15 protein-coding genes are annotated in these 15950 nt (G+C 44.1%); 11 read left to right on the top strand and 4 right to left on the bottom strand.

Annotation, left to right across the window (positions count from 1 at the left end):
* Positions 1-135 precede the first annotated feature (135 nt).
* From ACWATR_RS02500 to ACWATR_RS02480, 5 genes are all read left to right on the top strand, one after another.
* Positions 136-702: a CAP family protein gene (locus ACWATR_RS02500; RefSeq protein ID WP_460329196.1), complete on the top strand. Its 567-nt coding sequence runs from the start codon at positions 136-138 to the stop codon at positions 700-702.
* Positions 703-965: 263 nt separating this feature from the next.
* Positions 966-1580, top strand: a complete 615-nt coding sequence (locus ACWATR_RS02495) for a sulfotransferase (RefSeq protein WP_460329194.1) — start codon at positions 966-968, stop codon at positions 1578-1580.
* Complete coding sequence (locus tag ACWATR_RS02490; protein WP_460329192.1) at positions 1525-4983, top strand: beta strand repeat-containing protein; 3459 nt, start codon at positions 1525-1527, stop codon at positions 4981-4983. Before ACWATR_RS02495 ends, ACWATR_RS02490 begins: the two co-directional genes overlap by 56 nt.
* A gap of 262 nt (positions 4984-5245) precedes the next feature.
* Positions 5246-5665 (top strand): hypothetical protein, encoded by a 420-nt coding sequence (locus tag ACWATR_RS02485; protein ID WP_460329189.1) that lies wholly within the window; start codon positions 5246-5248, stop codon positions 5663-5665.
* 88 nt (positions 5666-5753) lie between these two features.
* Positions 5754-6122 carry a hypothetical protein gene (locus tag ACWATR_RS02480; protein WP_069073757.1) on the top strand — a complete coding sequence of 123 codons (369 nt, stop codon included), beginning with the start codon at positions 5754-5756 and terminating at the stop codon, positions 6120-6122.
* A 64-nt stretch (positions 6123-6186) separates the two neighbouring features.
* On the opposite strand, the gene ACWATR_RS02475 is transcribed toward ACWATR_RS02480, so the two are convergent.
* Positions 6187-6828 carry a glutathione S-transferase family protein gene (locus ACWATR_RS02475; protein ID WP_460329187.1) on the bottom strand — a complete coding sequence of 214 codons (642 nt, stop codon included), beginning with the start codon at positions 6826-6828 and terminating at the stop codon, positions 6187-6189.
* 255 nt (positions 6829-7083) lie between these two features.
* Here ACWATR_RS02475 and ACWATR_RS02470 point away from each other — a divergent pair, with 255 nt between their 5' ends.
* Complete coding sequence (locus ACWATR_RS02470; RefSeq protein WP_460329184.1) at positions 7084-8517, top strand: cobyrinate a,c-diamide synthase; 1434 nt, start codon at positions 7084-7086, stop codon at positions 8515-8517.
* Between the two features lie 22 nt (positions 8518-8539).
* Here the strand turns inward: ACWATR_RS02470 and ACWATR_RS02465 are convergent, their stop codons facing one another.
* Positions 8540-9091 (bottom strand): NUDIX hydrolase, encoded by a 552-nt coding sequence (locus tag ACWATR_RS02465; protein ID WP_460329181.1) that lies wholly within the window; start codon positions 9089-9091, stop codon positions 8540-8542.
* A 121-nt stretch (positions 9092-9212) separates the two neighbouring features.
* On the opposite strand from ACWATR_RS02465, the gene ACWATR_RS02460 reads away from it, so the two are divergent.
* Both ACWATR_RS02460 and ACWATR_RS02455 read left to right on the top strand, forming a co-directional pair.
* Positions 9213-10265 (top strand): dipeptide epimerase, encoded by a 1053-nt coding sequence (locus ACWATR_RS02460; protein WP_460329179.1) that lies wholly within the window; start codon positions 9213-9215, stop codon positions 10263-10265.
* Complete coding sequence (locus ACWATR_RS02455; protein WP_460329176.1) at positions 10249-11295, top strand: DUF1611 domain-containing protein; 1047 nt, start codon at positions 10249-10251, stop codon at positions 11293-11295. Before ACWATR_RS02460 ends, ACWATR_RS02455 begins: the two co-directional genes overlap by 17 nt.
* A 145-nt stretch (positions 11296-11440) precedes the next feature.
* Here the strand turns inward: ACWATR_RS02455 and ACWATR_RS02450 are convergent, their stop codons facing one another.
* Positions 11441-11641 (bottom strand): hypothetical protein, encoded by a 201-nt coding sequence (locus tag ACWATR_RS02450; RefSeq protein WP_069070276.1) that lies wholly within the window; start codon positions 11639-11641, stop codon positions 11441-11443.
* Positions 11642-11869: 228 nt separating this feature from the next.
* Here ACWATR_RS02450 and mnmE point away from each other — a divergent pair, with 228 nt between their 5' ends.
* From mnmE to ACWATR_RS02435, 3 genes are all read left to right on the top strand, one after another.
* Positions 11870-13288 (top strand): tRNA uridine-5-carboxymethylaminomethyl(34) synthesis GTPase MnmE, encoded by a 1419-nt coding sequence (gene mnmE / locus ACWATR_RS02445; RefSeq protein WP_460329174.1) that lies wholly within the window; start codon positions 11870-11872, stop codon positions 13286-13288.
* A 58-nt stretch (positions 13289-13346) separates the two neighbouring features.
* Positions 13347-13625 carry a hypothetical protein gene (locus ACWATR_RS02440; protein ID WP_460329171.1) on the top strand — a complete coding sequence of 93 codons (279 nt, stop codon included), beginning with the start codon at positions 13347-13349 and terminating at the stop codon, positions 13623-13625.
* Between the two features lie 105 nt (positions 13626-13730).
* Entirely contained in the window at positions 13731-14285 is a 555-nt protein-coding gene (locus tag ACWATR_RS02435) for a Uma2 family endonuclease (protein ID WP_460329168.1), read from the top strand.
* 146 nt (positions 14286-14431) lie between these two features.
* On the opposite strand, the gene ACWATR_RS02430 is transcribed toward ACWATR_RS02435, so the two are convergent.
* Positions 14432-15877 carry a DICT sensory domain-containing protein gene (locus ACWATR_RS02430; protein WP_460329166.1) on the bottom strand — a complete coding sequence of 482 codons (1446 nt, stop codon included), beginning with the start codon at positions 15875-15877 and terminating at the stop codon, positions 14432-14434.
* Positions 15878-15950: the final 73 nt, after the last annotated feature.

The raw sequence follows: 15950 nt of genomic DNA, 5'->3' as shown, positions 1-15950 counted from the left end.
GCTACAGCAAATTTAGGTAATTACCTAACTAAAAAATGATGCCTCAATTGATGAGGCGATGAATCTTACGCTTTTTTTCCCCAGTTGCGCTTTAGTTGCATTGACTTGGAAAGTTAACTTAACAGACACACAATCATGAATAAATTCTTTTCGACTCTAACCTTAACAACAGCTACAACTGTAGCTATTGCACTCACTGGAGCAGCAATCGGTAATCACCTTGTTTTAGGACAGACATCTATTGACTTAGCCAAGTTACGTAGCGATGCTGTATCTGCACACAATACTCATCGAGCCAAGCATAAAAGTCCTAACGTCACCATTGATAATACTCTCAACGAGAGCGCCCAAGCTTGGGCACAAACCATAGCAGCTAAAGGTGACTTAGAACACAGTACCAATCGAAACAATGTCGGAGAGAACATATACTGGGGTGGAGAGTCACCAAACTTAGGTAGCGAAGCAGTTGACAGCTGGTACAGCGAAGTTAAAGACTATGACTACAACAACCCTGTATTTTCTGGCGACACTGGGCATTTTACTCAAGTAGTCTGGAAGGGCAGTACCAAAGTAGGCTGTGGTGCAGCACCTGGCCCTGCAACAATTGAGGGTACTAAGTACGATGGCGTCTATGTAGTTTGCCAGTATGCTCCCGCAGGTAACGTGAAAGGACAGTTTGCTGATAATGTACTAAAACCGTAGTAGTTGATTAGCGATCGCTAGGTTAAACGTAAAAGGCGATCGCTACATCATCGATTTTGCCACAGCAAAAGTTTAACACTGCCAACAAGTATAAGCACTGATTATATCGGACAAAGATTTTAGTCAAAACTTGGATCTTTGTCCGATGCGGTCACTGAGGCGTAGACGCGTTGCTTCGGCTTGTCGTAAAACATCGCTCTATAATCCACTTCACCGCAGCAAAATTGTCACAACTGCTTAGCCTGTCGAATCACAACCCATAGGTGCAAAAGCTTTTATATCAAAGCCAATTCATCGTGATGACTGCCAAAATCCACTTTATCTCCGGCTTACCTCGTTCCGGTTCCACCTTACTCGGAGCCTTACTGCGGCAAAATCCCCGGTTTCATGCCAGCATGACTAGCCCCGTCGGTAGTCTGGTGAACCGAATGCTAGAAGCGATGAGCGAAGACAACGAGTATTCTGTCTTCATCACCCCAGAGCAAAAACGGGCGTTAACCTTAACAATATTTTCCACATTCTACCAGCCCCAAGCTGATAAAGAAGTCATCTTTGATACTAACCGCTTGTGGTGTAGCAAATTGTCCTTAATTCAGGAGCTATTTCCTGGCTCCAAGGTAATTTGCTGCGTGCGGAATGTGGCTTGGATTATGGACAGTATCGAACGGCTGATTAGAAAAAACGCCTTTGATGTGTCGCGGATGTTTAACAATTCTGGCGAACGTTCCACAGTTTACACCCGCACCGAAGCTTTGAGTGGTGGGGGAAGGTTAGTCGGGTTTGCTTATAACGCCCTCAAAGAAGCGTTTTATAGCGAACACAGTGCTTGTTTGTTGTTGGTGGACCTTCGGCGGCGGTGCCGGTTTCATCAGCGGTAATCAGGGTTTTGCAGGGGGATTCGGTGGTGGTGGCGGCTTCAGTAATAGATTCAGCTCAAGTTTCTCTCCTGTCTTTGGCGGCAATGGTGGCTACGGTGCTGGCGGTGGTGGTTCCAACGGCGCTGGTGGTTTCAGCTCTGGAGGCTCAGGTGGATTTGCTGCTGGCAACGGTAATTCTAGTAGCCAAGGTGGTGGCGGTGCTGGACTCGGCGGTGGTATCTTCGTCCGCAGTGGTTCTTTAAGCCTCAGCAACACCAGCTTTACTAACAACACAGCTACAGGCGGCACGGGTGCTAACTCCGGTCAAGGCTTAGGTGGGGCAATTTTCATCATGCAGTCCACCACTAACACCAACGGCAATAACCAGGGAATGCCCACCGTTCTGCCTACTGTTGATTCTCTAGGTAATCCTACCTTCAGCAGCAACAGTGCAGCTAACGACGCAGGGACACCCACAAATAACAATGATGTCTACGGCACAATTAACGTTACCTCAGCCACTCCCACTGTCGGCATCACGGCACAAACACCAACAGCCAATGAAGGCGGTAGCAACGGTGTTTATCGCCTAACTCGCACCGACACCACAGGGGATTTAACCATTAACCTAACTATTGATGGTATTAGTACGGCTTCGACGGCTGACTATACCCTCAGTGGTGGTAGCGTCAACGTTTCCGGCAATACCTTAACTGTGACCATTGCTGCTGGACAAAGTTTTGTGGATCTTAACCTTGCTGCCATTGACGACATTGCAACCGAAGCAAACGAAACCTTAAAACTTAACTTGGACAGTGGTACTGGTTACACTATCAACAGCACGAATAATACAGCTACTGTCACCATTGCTGACAATGATACCATCGTCACCAACACCAACGATTCTGGTGAAGGTTCTTTGCGGCAAGCGATTCTCAATGCTAATGCCATTGCTGGGGCAAATACGATTACTTTTGCAGGTAGCGTGTTTACCGATGCCACCCCTGACACTATTACTTTGACATCTGGGGCAATGTTAATTACTGATGATGTCACCATTCAGGGAACTGGGGCAAATCAACTGACAGTGAGTGGCAACAATGCCTCCAACGTGTTCAGCATTTTAAATATCGGAACAGATGCTACAATTGACGCTTTGACAATTACCGGAGGTAATGGTAATCCTGGTTCATTTGGTTTTGGTGGAGCGATCCGAAATGATAGTAATCTCACCATTACTAACAGCACCATTAGCAACAGTCAGGCATTTAACGGTGGTGGTATCGGAAATACCGGCACTCTGACTATAATTAACAGCACCATCAGTGGCAATAGTGCTGTGGGCAACTCTGGAGGCGGAATTGTTAATAGTAGTGGCACTCTGACTATAATTAATAGCACCATCAGTGGTAACACAGCAGATCGCATTGGAGGTGGCATAGGCTCTTTTAATGGCAGTACTACCATCATCAGTAGCACCATTACTAATAACACTGCCAAAAATATCCAAAACGATGTAGCAGGTGGCGGAGGAATTTTTAGTAATGACAATCCAACTGTTCAAAATACCATCATTGCGGGTAACTTCGATCTTAGTAATCAAGCCCCTGATATTTCCGGCGCAGTCACAGGCAATGCCAACAACCTCATCGGTAGCCTTACTGGAGCATCTGGCACTATCGGCACAGGCAGCGACATCACCTTTGCCTCGGCTGGCATCACCAATATTAACCAAGTCATCGCCGCCCTTGCTAATAACGGTGGTGGTACCCAAACCCACGCTTTAGTTACAGGTTCAGCCGCTATCAACGCTGGCAATAACGCCCTTGTTCCCTCCGGTGTCGCCACTGACCAACGCGGAACAGGTTTTAACCGCATTAGCGGCGGCACAGTCGATATCGGAGCTTACGAAGTACAAAATAACAACCCAACAGCTACAAACGACAGCGTAACCACTAATGAAGATAATGCTGTTAACGGTAATCTCCTCACCAACGATACTGACCCCGATACAGGTGATATCCTCACCGTCAGTGCCGTAAACGGCAATGCTGCTGATGTAAGCAATCAAATTACCTTACTCTCAGGTGCGCTATTAACGCTCAATGCCAATGGCACTTTTGGCTACAACCCCAACAGTCAATTTGAATCCTTAGCTGCGGGTGCTACTGCCAGCGACAATTTTAATTACACCATCTCCGATGGTAATGGTGGTACTAGCACAGCAACAGTGAACCTGACCATCAACGGTGTTAACGATGCCCCAACTTTAGCAAATGCGATCGCAGATCAAACAACCCTAGAAGATGGTTTCTTCAGCTTTACCGTTCCAGACAATACCTTTGCTGATGTCGATGCTGGTGACAGTTTAACTTATAATGCCACTCTCGCTAACGGCAACCTCTTACCTACCTGGTTAAGCTTCAATGCCAATACTCGCAACTTTAGCGGCACACCCGATGACCCAAATAACGGCACAATTAGCATTAAAGTTACCGCAACTGATACCAGCAATGCCAGTGCTAACGATACCTTTAACCTAACGGTAACTCCCGTCAACGATGCACCTGTAGCTGGTGATGACTCTGCTAGCGCCAATCAAAATACACCTTTGACTTTGCTGAGTGCCGACTTATTGGCTAACGATACCGATGTAGACAGTTCTACTTTAAGCATCTCTGCTGTCAGTAACGGTGTTAACGGAAGTGTCAGCTTAAATGGCAGCGGCAATGTCGTCTTTACTCCCACAGCCAATTTCACTGGTAATGGCAGCTTTAACTATACCGTCAGCGATGGCAATGGTGGCACAGATGTAGCGATGGTAACAGTCGCAGTTGGGGTCAACCTCAACGGCACTAATAATAACGATAACCTCAATGGCACATCCGGCAACGACATCATTAACGGACTCAACGCTCAAGATACGATTTCCGGCAATGCCGGCAATGATAACCTTGTGGGTGACAATGGTGACGATTCACTCACTGGCGGTACTGGCAACGATACTCTTTTAGGCGGTAACGGCCAAGACACACTCTCTGGTGATACTGGTAATGACCGTCTCGAAGGTGATAACGGTGATGACAAACTCTATGGCGGTGACGGTAACGACAGTCTTATCGGAGGTAACGGTCAAGATTTACTTGTTGGTGGTGGGGGTAACGATTTCCTCGACGGTGACAAGGGAGATGATAACTTGACTGGCGGTACTGGTAGCGACATCTTTGTGTTGGAGAAAGCCGCAGGTCGGGAAACAATTACCGATTTTAGTTTAGGTCAGGGCGATAAAATCGGCTTGGCTGGTTTGAGTTTCAATCAGTTGTCTTTCTCTGGTAATGAGATTCGTATAGGTAATCAAACTCTAGCGATACTCACTGCGTTTGATACGACGACGCTGACGCAAGGCAATTTTACTTTGATTTAAGGCGTTGCATATTTGCGGGATGATTTTGCTAGTTTTGTGGAATGGGCATCTTTGCCCGTCCCTTATATTTCAGGGTGGGCGAGACGCCACTGGTGTCAACTTAACGCAAAACCGCACCTCCGCCAGCACGTCCGCCAGGGATTGTAAATCCCTGTCTCATAGCTAAAGTCCTCTGAAGAGGACTAAAGAGAAAGAGCGCAAAAATTTTCAGTCTACTTCAGTAGACTTGAGCAATTAGTCAGGGATTTACAATCCCTGGCGGGTGAACAACACCCAATCAGTACGCTATTTTTGGCTGAAGTTGACACCAGTGGCTTTTTGGCCCACCCTACAAGAATCATCCCTTGATTCAGCAACGCCTGATTTAAGTCTTTTGGGTGGGCAAATGTTTGCCCACCCAAATGCACCTTTGATGCATCGCCCTGCACCTTTGATGCATCGCCCTGCACCTTTGATGCATCGCCCTGCACCTTTGATGCATTGCCCTGCACCTTTGATGCATCGCCCTGCACCTTTGATGCATCGCCCTGCACCTTTGATGCATCGCCTTGCACCTTTGATGCATCGCCCTGCACCTTTGATGCATCGCCCTGCACCTTTGATGCATCGCCTTGCACCTTTGATGCATCGCCTTGCACCTTTGATGCATCGCCTTGCAAGAACGAGCTTACCCTTTGTTTAACTTTGTTTTATCTAAAAATCTCATCTTACTGTTAGCTTTAGGGTTGCAATGGGCACATTAAATATGTAGATTACAACAGTATACTGATATGCCTATCCAAGATAAAACACGTCGTTTGCGCCCTCAAGTAATTAGTGAAGATGTGACTTCATGGCACGGTTTGCAAACGATCGCTACTTATGAAACAACCCGTGCTGATGCCTCTGCTACTAACTTACAGCAAACTTATCAAGCTATGTTAGCCCAGCAACAAGCCGAAACTGAGAAACTAACTTTATACCGTGCTGCTGCTGATGCTGCGCGATTAGCAGAATGGGAATTTCACAATGCGGTATTAGCGATGAAAGAAGTTGTGCGCGGACAATATGGTTCGGATAGCGATCAAGCCCAAGCTGTAGGACTGAAGAAAAAATCAGACCATAAGCGTCCTAGCCGCAAAAAGTTAGTCGCTTCATGAGCTAGGAAAAATTAACGCATTGTACAATGTGCGATCGCTCTACACCAAGAGCAAGAGACGCGATTTATCGCGTCTCTGTGATATAGTCATACTCGCCTCCACGCTCAAGGGCGCGTTTGTAAGCAGGTCGCGCATGAATGCGATCGACAAATTCTTTTAGCTTTGGCCGGTTCTCGATCTCTTCTTTTTGCATAGCGACTACTTCCAGGGGAAAGCTCATTTGGATATCGGCGGCGGTGAATTCCTCTCCTGTAAACCACGTATTTTTACGAAGTTCACCTTCTATATAGTCAAAGTGAAGTTTAATCTGGGGCGCAACAAATCCCCTAACTACGTTGCTGTCTCCTTCCCCGAAATTGTTTAAGACCAGCTTCATTACCAACGGTGGCATTGCAGAGCCTTCGGCGTAATGCAGCCAATATGTATAGCGTAGATGCTCCGGTGTATCGGATGCGGGAACTAGGCGACCATTGCCGTAGCGATTAACGAGGTATTCGATGATAGCACCCGACTCAGCAATGGTGAGGTCTGCATCTGTGATTACTGGTGACTTACCGAGGGGATGAACTTGGCGCAGCGACTCCGGCGCCATCATCGTCTTTGAATCGCGTTCGTAGAATTTAATCTCATATTCGATACCTAATTCCTCAAGCAGCCACAGCACCCGTTGCGATCGCGAGTTGTTAAGATGATGAACAATGATCATAAAAAGGTTCCTTTTCTGGTGGCTGATTACTATCCAATCTGAGCTAATACCAATTCAATTAATGATTACAACACATCCTTGGGTAAAGACGCGATGAATCGCGTCTCTACAAATGGTCTATTTGTCGCATTCTTTTTTCAAATTGGTATAATCTCTAGCTATTAGTCATTATTAGACAAACTTTTTCAGATTAACTCCCCTAATTGGCTAGTTTTCTGCTTTTTAATTGGTATAAAAACCACATTTGTTTCATTTATGGCTTTAATCATTGCCGGAGAACGTAGTGGGGTGGGTAAGACAACAGTCACGCTCACCCTTTTAGCATCTTTACGTCGTCGCGATCGCTTGGTGCAATCTTTCAAGGTAGGCCCAGACTACATTGATCCAATGTTTCATCGACACGTAACTGGTCGTCCTTGTCGGAATTTAGACCCTGTACTGACTTCTGAAGCCTACGTTCAGCAATGTTTTGCCCGTCATAGCCAGTTGAGTGAATATGCCCTAGTAGAAGGGGTGATGGGGTTGTTTGATGGTGTTTCGTCATTGGTCAATAGTCATTTGTCATTTGCAACTGACCAAGGACAAATGACAAAGGACAAAAGACAAATGACTGACTTTGCGAGTACGGCGCACATTGCGCGGCTTTTAGATTTACCTGTGGTGTTGGTGATTGATTGCAGTCGTTTATCTGGTTCTGTCGCTGCGATCGCTCACGGCTATCGATCTTTTGATCCCCGAATTAAAATAGCTGGGGTAATATTAAATCGCGTGGGTAGCGATCGCCATCTCTCTCTCCTCAAAGATTCTCTAGAACCCCTACAATTACCCATTCTCGGCGTACTGCGGCGTCAAGATAACATCACAATTCCTGATCGCCATTTAGGTTTAGTACCTACAGCAGAACTTCCCGAACTCAACGCTTTAATCGATCGTCTCGCCGATTTAGGAGATACTTGCTTCAATTGGCAACACTTATTACCCCTGTTAAAATCAGAACCTCTCCCTCAGCCCCATCATCCCCCTCATCCCCCCTCATCCCCAGTTAGAATTGCTATTGCTCGCGATCGCGCTTTTAATTTCTATTACCAAGACAATCTCGATTTGCTGCAACAGCTTGGTGCAGAACTGGTTTTCTGGAGTCCTTTAGAAGATGCTGCAATACCAAAAGATGTGCAGGGAATGTATTTTGGCGGTGGTTTCCCGGAAGTTTTTGCCCAGCAATTAGCAGAAAATACCAGGGTTCGTGATGCAGTGAAAACGGTAATAATTAAAGGAATGCCTACAATTGCCGAATGCGGAGGATTGATGTATTTATGTGAGCAAATTATCGATTTTGAGGGTAAATCTTGGCCAATGGCGGGAGTTTTACCGACATCTGCTGTGATGGGTGGGCGTTTAACTTTAGGGTATCGTCGCGCAGTAGCTTTGCAAGATAATCTGTTAGTTAAAGCAAATACAACTGTTTACGGACATGAGTTTCATCGTTCCCATTTAACCTTAACTCCCACTCAGCCCCTCTTTGAAACTTCTCGCTACGATTGTGAAGAAAATATGGGATGCGAGGGATGGGGTTTACCTGCAAATGTTCATGCTTCTTATGTTCATCTGCATTGGGGAGAAAGTAGAGAAATTCCCCAACAGTTTCTTCAAGAATGTCTGAAAGTAGCATCTTCAGGAACATGGATTTAAGAGGATGTTTGAAAAGCCTCCTTCAATAACAGATAAACTTTAAACCTAAGAAGAGAGCCGCAACAGTTCCGGAAACAGAAATTTCTCCTTGCATAATTTTATCTAAAACTGATTCTAGAGGAATCAATACAACTTCAATCTCTTCTGTAATATCTAGTTGTTGTTCTCCAACTTTACTCACATTTTCTGCTAAAAATAAATGTATTTGATTGGTATCTTTACTCGGCTTATCGTATAGAGTTACAATTTTTCTAAATTCTTGAGCAATATAACCAGTTTCTTCTGTCAGTTCTCTAATGGCTGCTACTTCTGCGCTCTCTTTTGTAGGATCAAAATTTCCTGCCGGCAGTTCTAAGAAAAATTCACCTACAGCGTGTCTATATTGCCGGACAAAAATAATTTCTCTATTATTGGTGATGGGTAAAACCATCGCCACGTCAGGCTTAATACTGACAAAATAATCATCTACAATTTTACCATTTGGTAATTCTATTTCATCTTGTCTCACCTGACACCAAGGATTATCTAAAACCATTTTTGATTTTAAAATCTTCCATTTCTTTAAGTTATTCATAAAATAAAATGTATGTATAAAAACTTTGTAATTAATGTAAAAAAGTATAACAGATACATCCGATAATCTAAACTTTGAACTTACACTGACTTTGGCAATATCATAATTATGTATAAAAAATATGCAAATAAATGTACATTTATTTACTGTAAATAAGAGATTTCCGTTGACTATTAGTCGAGGTACAACGGCACAGACAACGAATGTATGGGTGAGAATTTCACAGGATGATATCGAAGGCTGGGGGGAAGCATCGCCATTTGGTGTGGGTAATCATCGGCAATCAACTGATGCAATCAAAAATAATCTAGAGCAAGTTGTGCCACTGTTACAAACATTCAGCCCCTTACAACGTCAGGAAATTGAGCAAGTTTTAACACAAAACCAAGTTCCTTCTGCTGCGAGAGCTGCCTTGGATATGGCAATGCACGACTGGTTGGGTAAGCGTGTAGGATTACCGTTGTGGCAAATTTGGGGACTCGATCGCAATCAAATAGTCCCGACCTCTGTCACAATTGGGATTAATTCGCCTGAAGGTGCGATCGCTAGAGCGCAAGACTGGTTAAAATTTACCGATGTCCGCCTTTTCAAGGTGAAGCTAGGTAGTCCAGATGGCATAGGTGCAGATAAAAAAATGCTATTGGCGGTGCGAGAAGAAGCGCCTGAAATAGAATTATTTGTTGATGCCAACGGGGGTTGGAATTTAGAAGATGCGATCGCAATGTGCAATTGGTTGGCAGATTTAGGTATAAAGTATGTAGAGCAGCCATTGCCACGGGGGCAGGAACCAAGTTTAGCAAAACTCAAAGAACATTCTCCCCTCCCCATCTTTGTCGATGAAAGTTGTTTTACAAGCGCTGATATTCCCGATTTGGCAAATTACGTGGATGGTATTAATATCAAACTGATGAAATCAGGGGGACTAACAGAGGCAATGCGAATGGTACATACAGCACGAGCATATCGGTTGCAAGTAATGTTTGGTTGCTATTCTGACAGTTCGCTAGCTAATACAGCAGCATTACAGCTAGCGCCACTAGCTGATTATTTAGATTTAGATAGTCACCTGAATTTAATTGATGACCCTTTTACGGGTGCATTACTAAAAGCAGGAAGAGTTTTGCCAAACGATTTACCAGGTTTGGGAGTACAACACAGTGCGTCTACCACTTAATCAACGAGTAGCTATTTTACTTCATGAGGGAACTATTGGGACTCACGGCAAAACAGGGCTAGCGATTTTACGTTACAGTGAATCCCCAATCGTAGCTGTAATTGATCGCGATTGTGCTGGCAAATCCCTACCAGAATTAACAGGTATCAAGCGTGATGTGCCAATTGTGGCGTCTGTAGCCGCAGCCCTTGAGTACAAGCCGGAAGTTTTAGTAATTGGCATTGCCCCAGGAGGTGGTGCTGTACCAGATGATTACTGGCTGGAAATTAAAGACGCTTTAGAAGCGGGAATGTCGCTGGTGAATGGTTTACATACACCAATGGCAAGCATCCCAGAATTAAATGCACTGCTCAAACCAGGGCAACTAATTTGGGATGTGCGGAAAGAGCCATCTAATATCGGTGTTGCGAGTGGAATGGCACGCACTCTCCCTTGTCGGCGGGTGTTGACAGTGGGAACCGATATGGCCATTGGTAAAATGTCAACTAGCCTAGAGTTACATTGGGCGTCAAAACTGCGGGGTTGGCGTTCTAAGTTCCTCGCCACAGGGCAAACTGGGGTGATGTTAGAAGGGGACGGCGTAGCTTTAGATGCCGTGCGGGTAGATTTTGCCGCTGGTGCTGTGGAACAGATAGTCATGCGCTATGGCAAAAACTACGACATTTTGCACATTGAAGGACAAGGTTCACTTTTACATCCTGGTTCAACGGCAACCCTACCCCTAATTCGTGGTTCCCAACCAACTCAACTGGTGTTAGGACATCGCGCAGGACAAGTTCATGTACGTAATCATCCCCATGTCATAATTCCACCCTTACCAGAGGTGATTCGGCTTTATGAAACTGTTGCTAGTGCCGGTGGTGCTTTTGGAAGTGTTCCTGTAGTGGGTATAGCACTGAACACAGCCCACTTAGATGAAGATGCGGCACAGGAAAGCATCGCTCAAACAATAGCAGAAACGGGGCTACCTTGCACCGATGTAGTCCGCTTTGATGCCAATATTCTTTTGGATGCGGTGATGAAGAATTAGGTTCTCTAGAATGCTTCAACCACTCCTGAAGGAGAAGGAACACTGCGATCGCTTGGCGGCAAAACTGCGAGAATAAAATATAGATCCTTTATCCAGATACTATTTAACTTCTACGCTGTCTTGCTTGTGCCTGTCGCCCGGAATATTATGGATCTTCAGGAAAAACCCATTTTGGCGGTTCCGTCATTTTTTGTCGCAGACGTTCTTGTGCCAACTCCAGCATTTTTTCTAAAGGAGTTTCTTCAATAAATTTTGCGGCTGCTTCTCTAAACTCGATATTGGGACATTTATCCCCTAAAACACACCCGTTAACGCAGGCTTGGGCGCAGTCAATCTTTTGCTCCACAGTAAATTCCTCTTTCTAAAAGCTATGAGGTATGAGTTGTGAGTTATGATTTTCACCCCTAACTCTTCACTCTTAACTCTTGACTATCAGGCATAACCCTCCAGGTAAATTTTACCTTGCCAGTTACCCCTCGACCCTACCTAAATACTTACCATTTAGAAAGTTATGAGTTATGAGTTATGATTTTTACTCCTAACTCCTAACTCCTCACTTTGATAAAGGGCGCTCATGTCGGAAATCTTTGCTACTACTGGAACTATAGCCGCGATCGCTACTGCTGTTGTCCCCCAACAGGGTAGTGTTGGGATTGTGCGGGTGTCAGGTTCTCAAGCAATAGCGATTGCCCAAAGTCTTTTTCATGCACCAGGGCGACAAGTTTGGGAAAGTCACCGGATTCTCTACGGTTACATTCGCCATCCCCAGACGCACAAAATAGTGGATGAAGCCTTGTTGCTGATTATGAAAGCACCCCGTTCTTACACCCGTGAAGATGTTGTAGAATTCCATTGCCACGGGGGAATTATGGCAGTGCAGCAAGTACTACAACTGTGTTTGGAAAATGGGGCTAGACTAGCGCAACCGGGAGAATTTACTCTCCGTGCTTTTTTGAATGGACGATTGGATTTAACTCAAGCCGAAGGTATTGCCGATTTAGTGGGAGCTAAATCACCCCAAGCGGCTCAAAGTGCTTTAGCTGGTTTACAAGGAAAATTAGCTCATCCGATTCGGCAGTTACGCGCTAACTGTTTGGATATTTTGGCAGAAATTGAAGCTCGGATTGATTTTGAGGAAGACCTTCCGCCGCTGGATGATAAAGCAATAATATCAGAAATCGATAAAATTGCCGCAGAAATAACTAAGTTATTGGAAACCAAAGATCAAGGTGAATTGCTACGCACTGGTTTAAAAGTGGCAATTGTTGGGCGTCCGAATGTGGGTAAGTCGAGTTTATTGAACGCTTGGAGCCGGAGCGATCGCGCCATTGTGACTGATTTACCTGGTACAACCCGCGATGTGGTGGAATCCCAGTTAGTTGTCGGGGGAATTCCCGTACAAGTACTAGATACAGCGGGGATTCGGGAAACAACAGACCAAGTGGAAAAAATTGGCGTCGAGCGATCGCATCTTGCCGCCAATGCAGCTGATTTAGTCTTGCTTACCATTGATGCTTCCGCCGGTTGGACAGAAGGCGATCAAGAAATTTATGAAAAAGTACAACACCGTCCGTTGATTATAGTGATTAACAAAATCGATTTAGTAGAAGAAAGCAAAAGAACAACTCTGCAATCCAAAATCCCAAATCGTTCGACTGAGCGTAGCCGAAGTCCAAACTCTAAAATTTTCACAGCCGCAGCCCAAAATCAAGGTATTGACGCTTTAGAAACAGCAATTTTAGAAATAGTTCAATCTGGAAAAGTACAAGCTGCTGATATGGATTTAGCCATTAATCAAAGGCAGGCAGCAGCCTTAACTCAAGCTAAAATATCTTTAGAACAAGTGCAAGCAACAATTGTTCAGCAGTTACCTCTTGATTTTTGGACAATTGACTTACGAGGTGCAATTCAAGCTTTAGGAGAAATCACTGGAGAGGAAGTAACAGAATCAGTTTTAGAGAGGATTTTTAGCCGTTTCTGTATTGGAAAATGACTTTATATAGAACCCAAAGTTTTCCTTTGTTAATTTCATAAAAAAGCGGATAAGTATTATGCCAGTTTTTAGAGAAAATGTTGATTTCTTCTTTGAAGAGTTTATCAAAGTTAGTATTGGAGGAGGTGGGGATGCTAGTGTCTGGGCAGTCGGCAGTTATCAGAGAGAATTCATTTTAACTGTCATTGAGAAAAAAATAGATTCTTTAACTATAGATGACATAGTTGATAAACCAGCTTTTTTTATGTTACAAGACCTAATGAAATTTTCTCCTTATTGGAAATACGATGCGGCAGCGCTTGCTTTAGCAAACCAATTAGCAATATCTAGCTTGTAATTGACTTAGAAGTAGAGTGCATTAGGCACTCATCTCATGTTTTTCCAACCTAAAATCAAATTAAACTTCTTGTCTAATTGGTAGAAAAAAGGCTAAATAAGGATTATGACCGTAACTACCTATAAATGGACAATTCAACGTTATCACCAAGCAATAGAGGCAGGCATCTTTGACGACCAGCCCATTGAACTATTGCGCGGCGACCTCATTGTTATGCCCCCAGAACGAGAACCTCACGCCTACTACAACACAGAAGCAGCTGATTATCTTCGCACACTCCTCGGTGAACGGGTAAAAATCCGCGATGCCAAACCCATTACCTTACCCAACGATTCAGAACCGGCTCCCGATGTTGCGATTGTCAAACCATTAGGTGAGGTCTACCTAGAACACCATCCTTATCCAGAAGATATATTCTGGGTTATTGAATTCTCCAAAGCCACCCTGAGCAAAGATTTAGGTGACAAAAAAGACATCTACGCTGAGGCTGGTATTGTTGAATACTGGGTTGTCAACCTGAAAACTCCGCAGTTAAAAGTATTTCGTGACCTAAAAAATGGGGAATACAAAACTGAACTGACACTAACTACAGGTACTATTTCACCCCTAGCCTTTCCTGATGTATCCGTCCAAGTTGAGCGCTTTATAAGTAAAACATAATACAGTGTATTGTGAAAAGCACGAAAGTACCAAATACCTATTAGAAGTGGGGGACTATGGCTCCCAACTTCTAACTGATAACTGTATAAATAGGAGTTATAAGTTATGAATTAAAAATTCATAACTCATCACTTATAACTCATAATTTATAACTCATTTTCTGTAATCGCTCTTGGAATATTGCCAACAGTTGCCAGTTGCACTGTAAAAGTAGAACCTTCATATAATTTACTTTTTACAGAAATAGATCCACCACAACGCAGTAGCAATTGCTGTACGATTGTTAACCCCAACCCAGCACCACCATAATCTTCTGTTGCTGCTGTACGCACACGATAAAAACGGTCAAAGATTTTGGGAATTTCGTTTTCGGCAATACCGATACCTGTGTCGCGGAATTCTAATTGGACATGATCACCTTGAAGACGGGCACGCACCCATACTTCACCCCCATTAGAGGTAAACTTAATGCTATTGTGCAGCAGATTAATCACAATTTGCCTCAGACCACCACTCACGCACCAAACAGATGGGAGTTCAGTCGGTATGGTGTAGGCTAGCATAATCCCTTTTTCTTGAGCTACAGGTTGGTAGGTACTGACTACTCCAGGCACAATATCTGAGAGCCGCACTGACTCCAAAGCCATTCCTTCCCAATTACGTTCCAGTTGTACCAGTTCCAATAAACCAGTAATCAGGGAATTTTGATGATCGCACTGGGTATTTAACATCTGTAAATAACGTTGTCGCTGGGGGGGTTTAAGATTAGGGGAATTTAATAATGAAAGTGCTGTCTTCATGTGCGTTAGGGGTATACGCAATTCCTGACATACATTTTTTAGATATTCATCTTTGAGTTGCTCTTTATTGTGCAGTTCTTGATTTTGCTGCTGAAACTTGGTGGTGCGTACTGTGATTATTTGACGATTAATTTCATCTTGTCGCAGGAGTTGTTTTGCCAATAATTGATTCATCAATCCGGCTTGAGGTACGCTTGGACAAATAAAATCAGCAGGTAAAATTGGGGATGATTCTGGCGCAATCGCTTGTTTGATACCATCTAATACTTGCTGAATTACTCTCCCCTCAACAGTAGTTATAATCAGCAACGGCTGGTTTTTATTAGTATTTACCTTCCCCAATGTCTGAGTTTTGCGTTTTTTAAGTGGTCGATGAGCCAAAATTAAACTGCAAAACTGGGGCGATAACACCATCAAAAAGTTTTCCCGTCGCAGTTGGCTATCTGGTGGTAGGTGAACGAGGACATGATGGGAAGATGAGGGGGATGAGAAGGTATTTAATTTTCCTTCTCCCTCATCTCCCCCTTTTCCATTTTCGTCAATCTGGCAAGTATAAATGAGACTAGACGCACCTACCGAGGATTGATAACGCGCTAATTCTGATTGCCAAATTTTTTCTGGTGGTAGCTTTACCCATAAAGTGGCTGCAATTTGCTGCTCAATTAGTAAGTCAATTTGTGCTCTCACCAGTGATAGCAGAGTCGCAGGACTGAGGGACAATGGTTTAGGAGGCACTTGCACTCCCATAACCAGTTGATAAACAGACAGATCCTTAGCCAGAGAAACATTCATGAGTCAAGCACAAAAAGGATGAAGCAAGAAATAATTCTGTCTTCGATTTTCACCTTTATGTGTGCATTTTTTA

It is taken from the genome of Nostoc sp. UIC 10890 (assembly GCF_054786515.1).
The sequence above is the reverse complement of the archived record's forward strand: the minus strand, read 5'-3'. Positions and strand labels throughout refer to the sequence as shown.

Coding starts and splice junctions, on each gene's coding strand:
- ACWATR_RS02475 (WP_460329187.1), bottom strand. CDS start 6,828: ATGATCATTGTTCATCATCTTAACAACTCGCGATCGCAACGGGTGCTG.
- ACWATR_RS02500 (WP_460329196.1), top strand. CDS start 136: ATGAATAAATTCTTTTCGACTCTAACCTTAACAACAGCTACAACTGTA.
- ACWATR_RS02465 (WP_460329181.1), bottom strand. CDS start 9,091: ATGAATAACTTAAAGAAATGGAAGATTTTAAAATCAAAAATGGTTTTA.
- ACWATR_RS02435 (WP_460329168.1), top strand. CDS start 13,731: ATGACCGTAACTACCTATAAATGGACAATTCAACGTTATCACCAAGCA.
- mnmE (WP_460329174.1), top strand. CDS start 11,870: ATGTCGGAAATCTTTGCTACTACTGGAACTATAGCCGCGATCGCTACT.
- ACWATR_RS02470 (WP_460329184.1), top strand. CDS start 7,084: ATGGCTTTAATCATTGCCGGAGAACGTAGTGGGGTGGGTAAGACAACA.
- ACWATR_RS02460 (WP_460329179.1), top strand. CDS start 9,213: ATGCAAATAAATGTACATTTATTTACTGTAAATAAGAGATTTCCGTTG.
- ACWATR_RS02440 (WP_460329171.1), top strand. CDS start 13,347: ATGCCAGTTTTTAGAGAAAATGTTGATTTCTTCTTTGAAGAGTTTATC.
- ACWATR_RS02430 (WP_460329166.1), bottom strand. CDS start 15,877: ATGAATGTTTCTCTGGCTAAGGATCTGTCTGTTTATCAACTGGTTATG.
- ACWATR_RS02480 (WP_069073757.1), top strand. CDS start 5,754: ATGCCTATCCAAGATAAAACACGTCGTTTGCGCCCTCAAGTAATTAGT.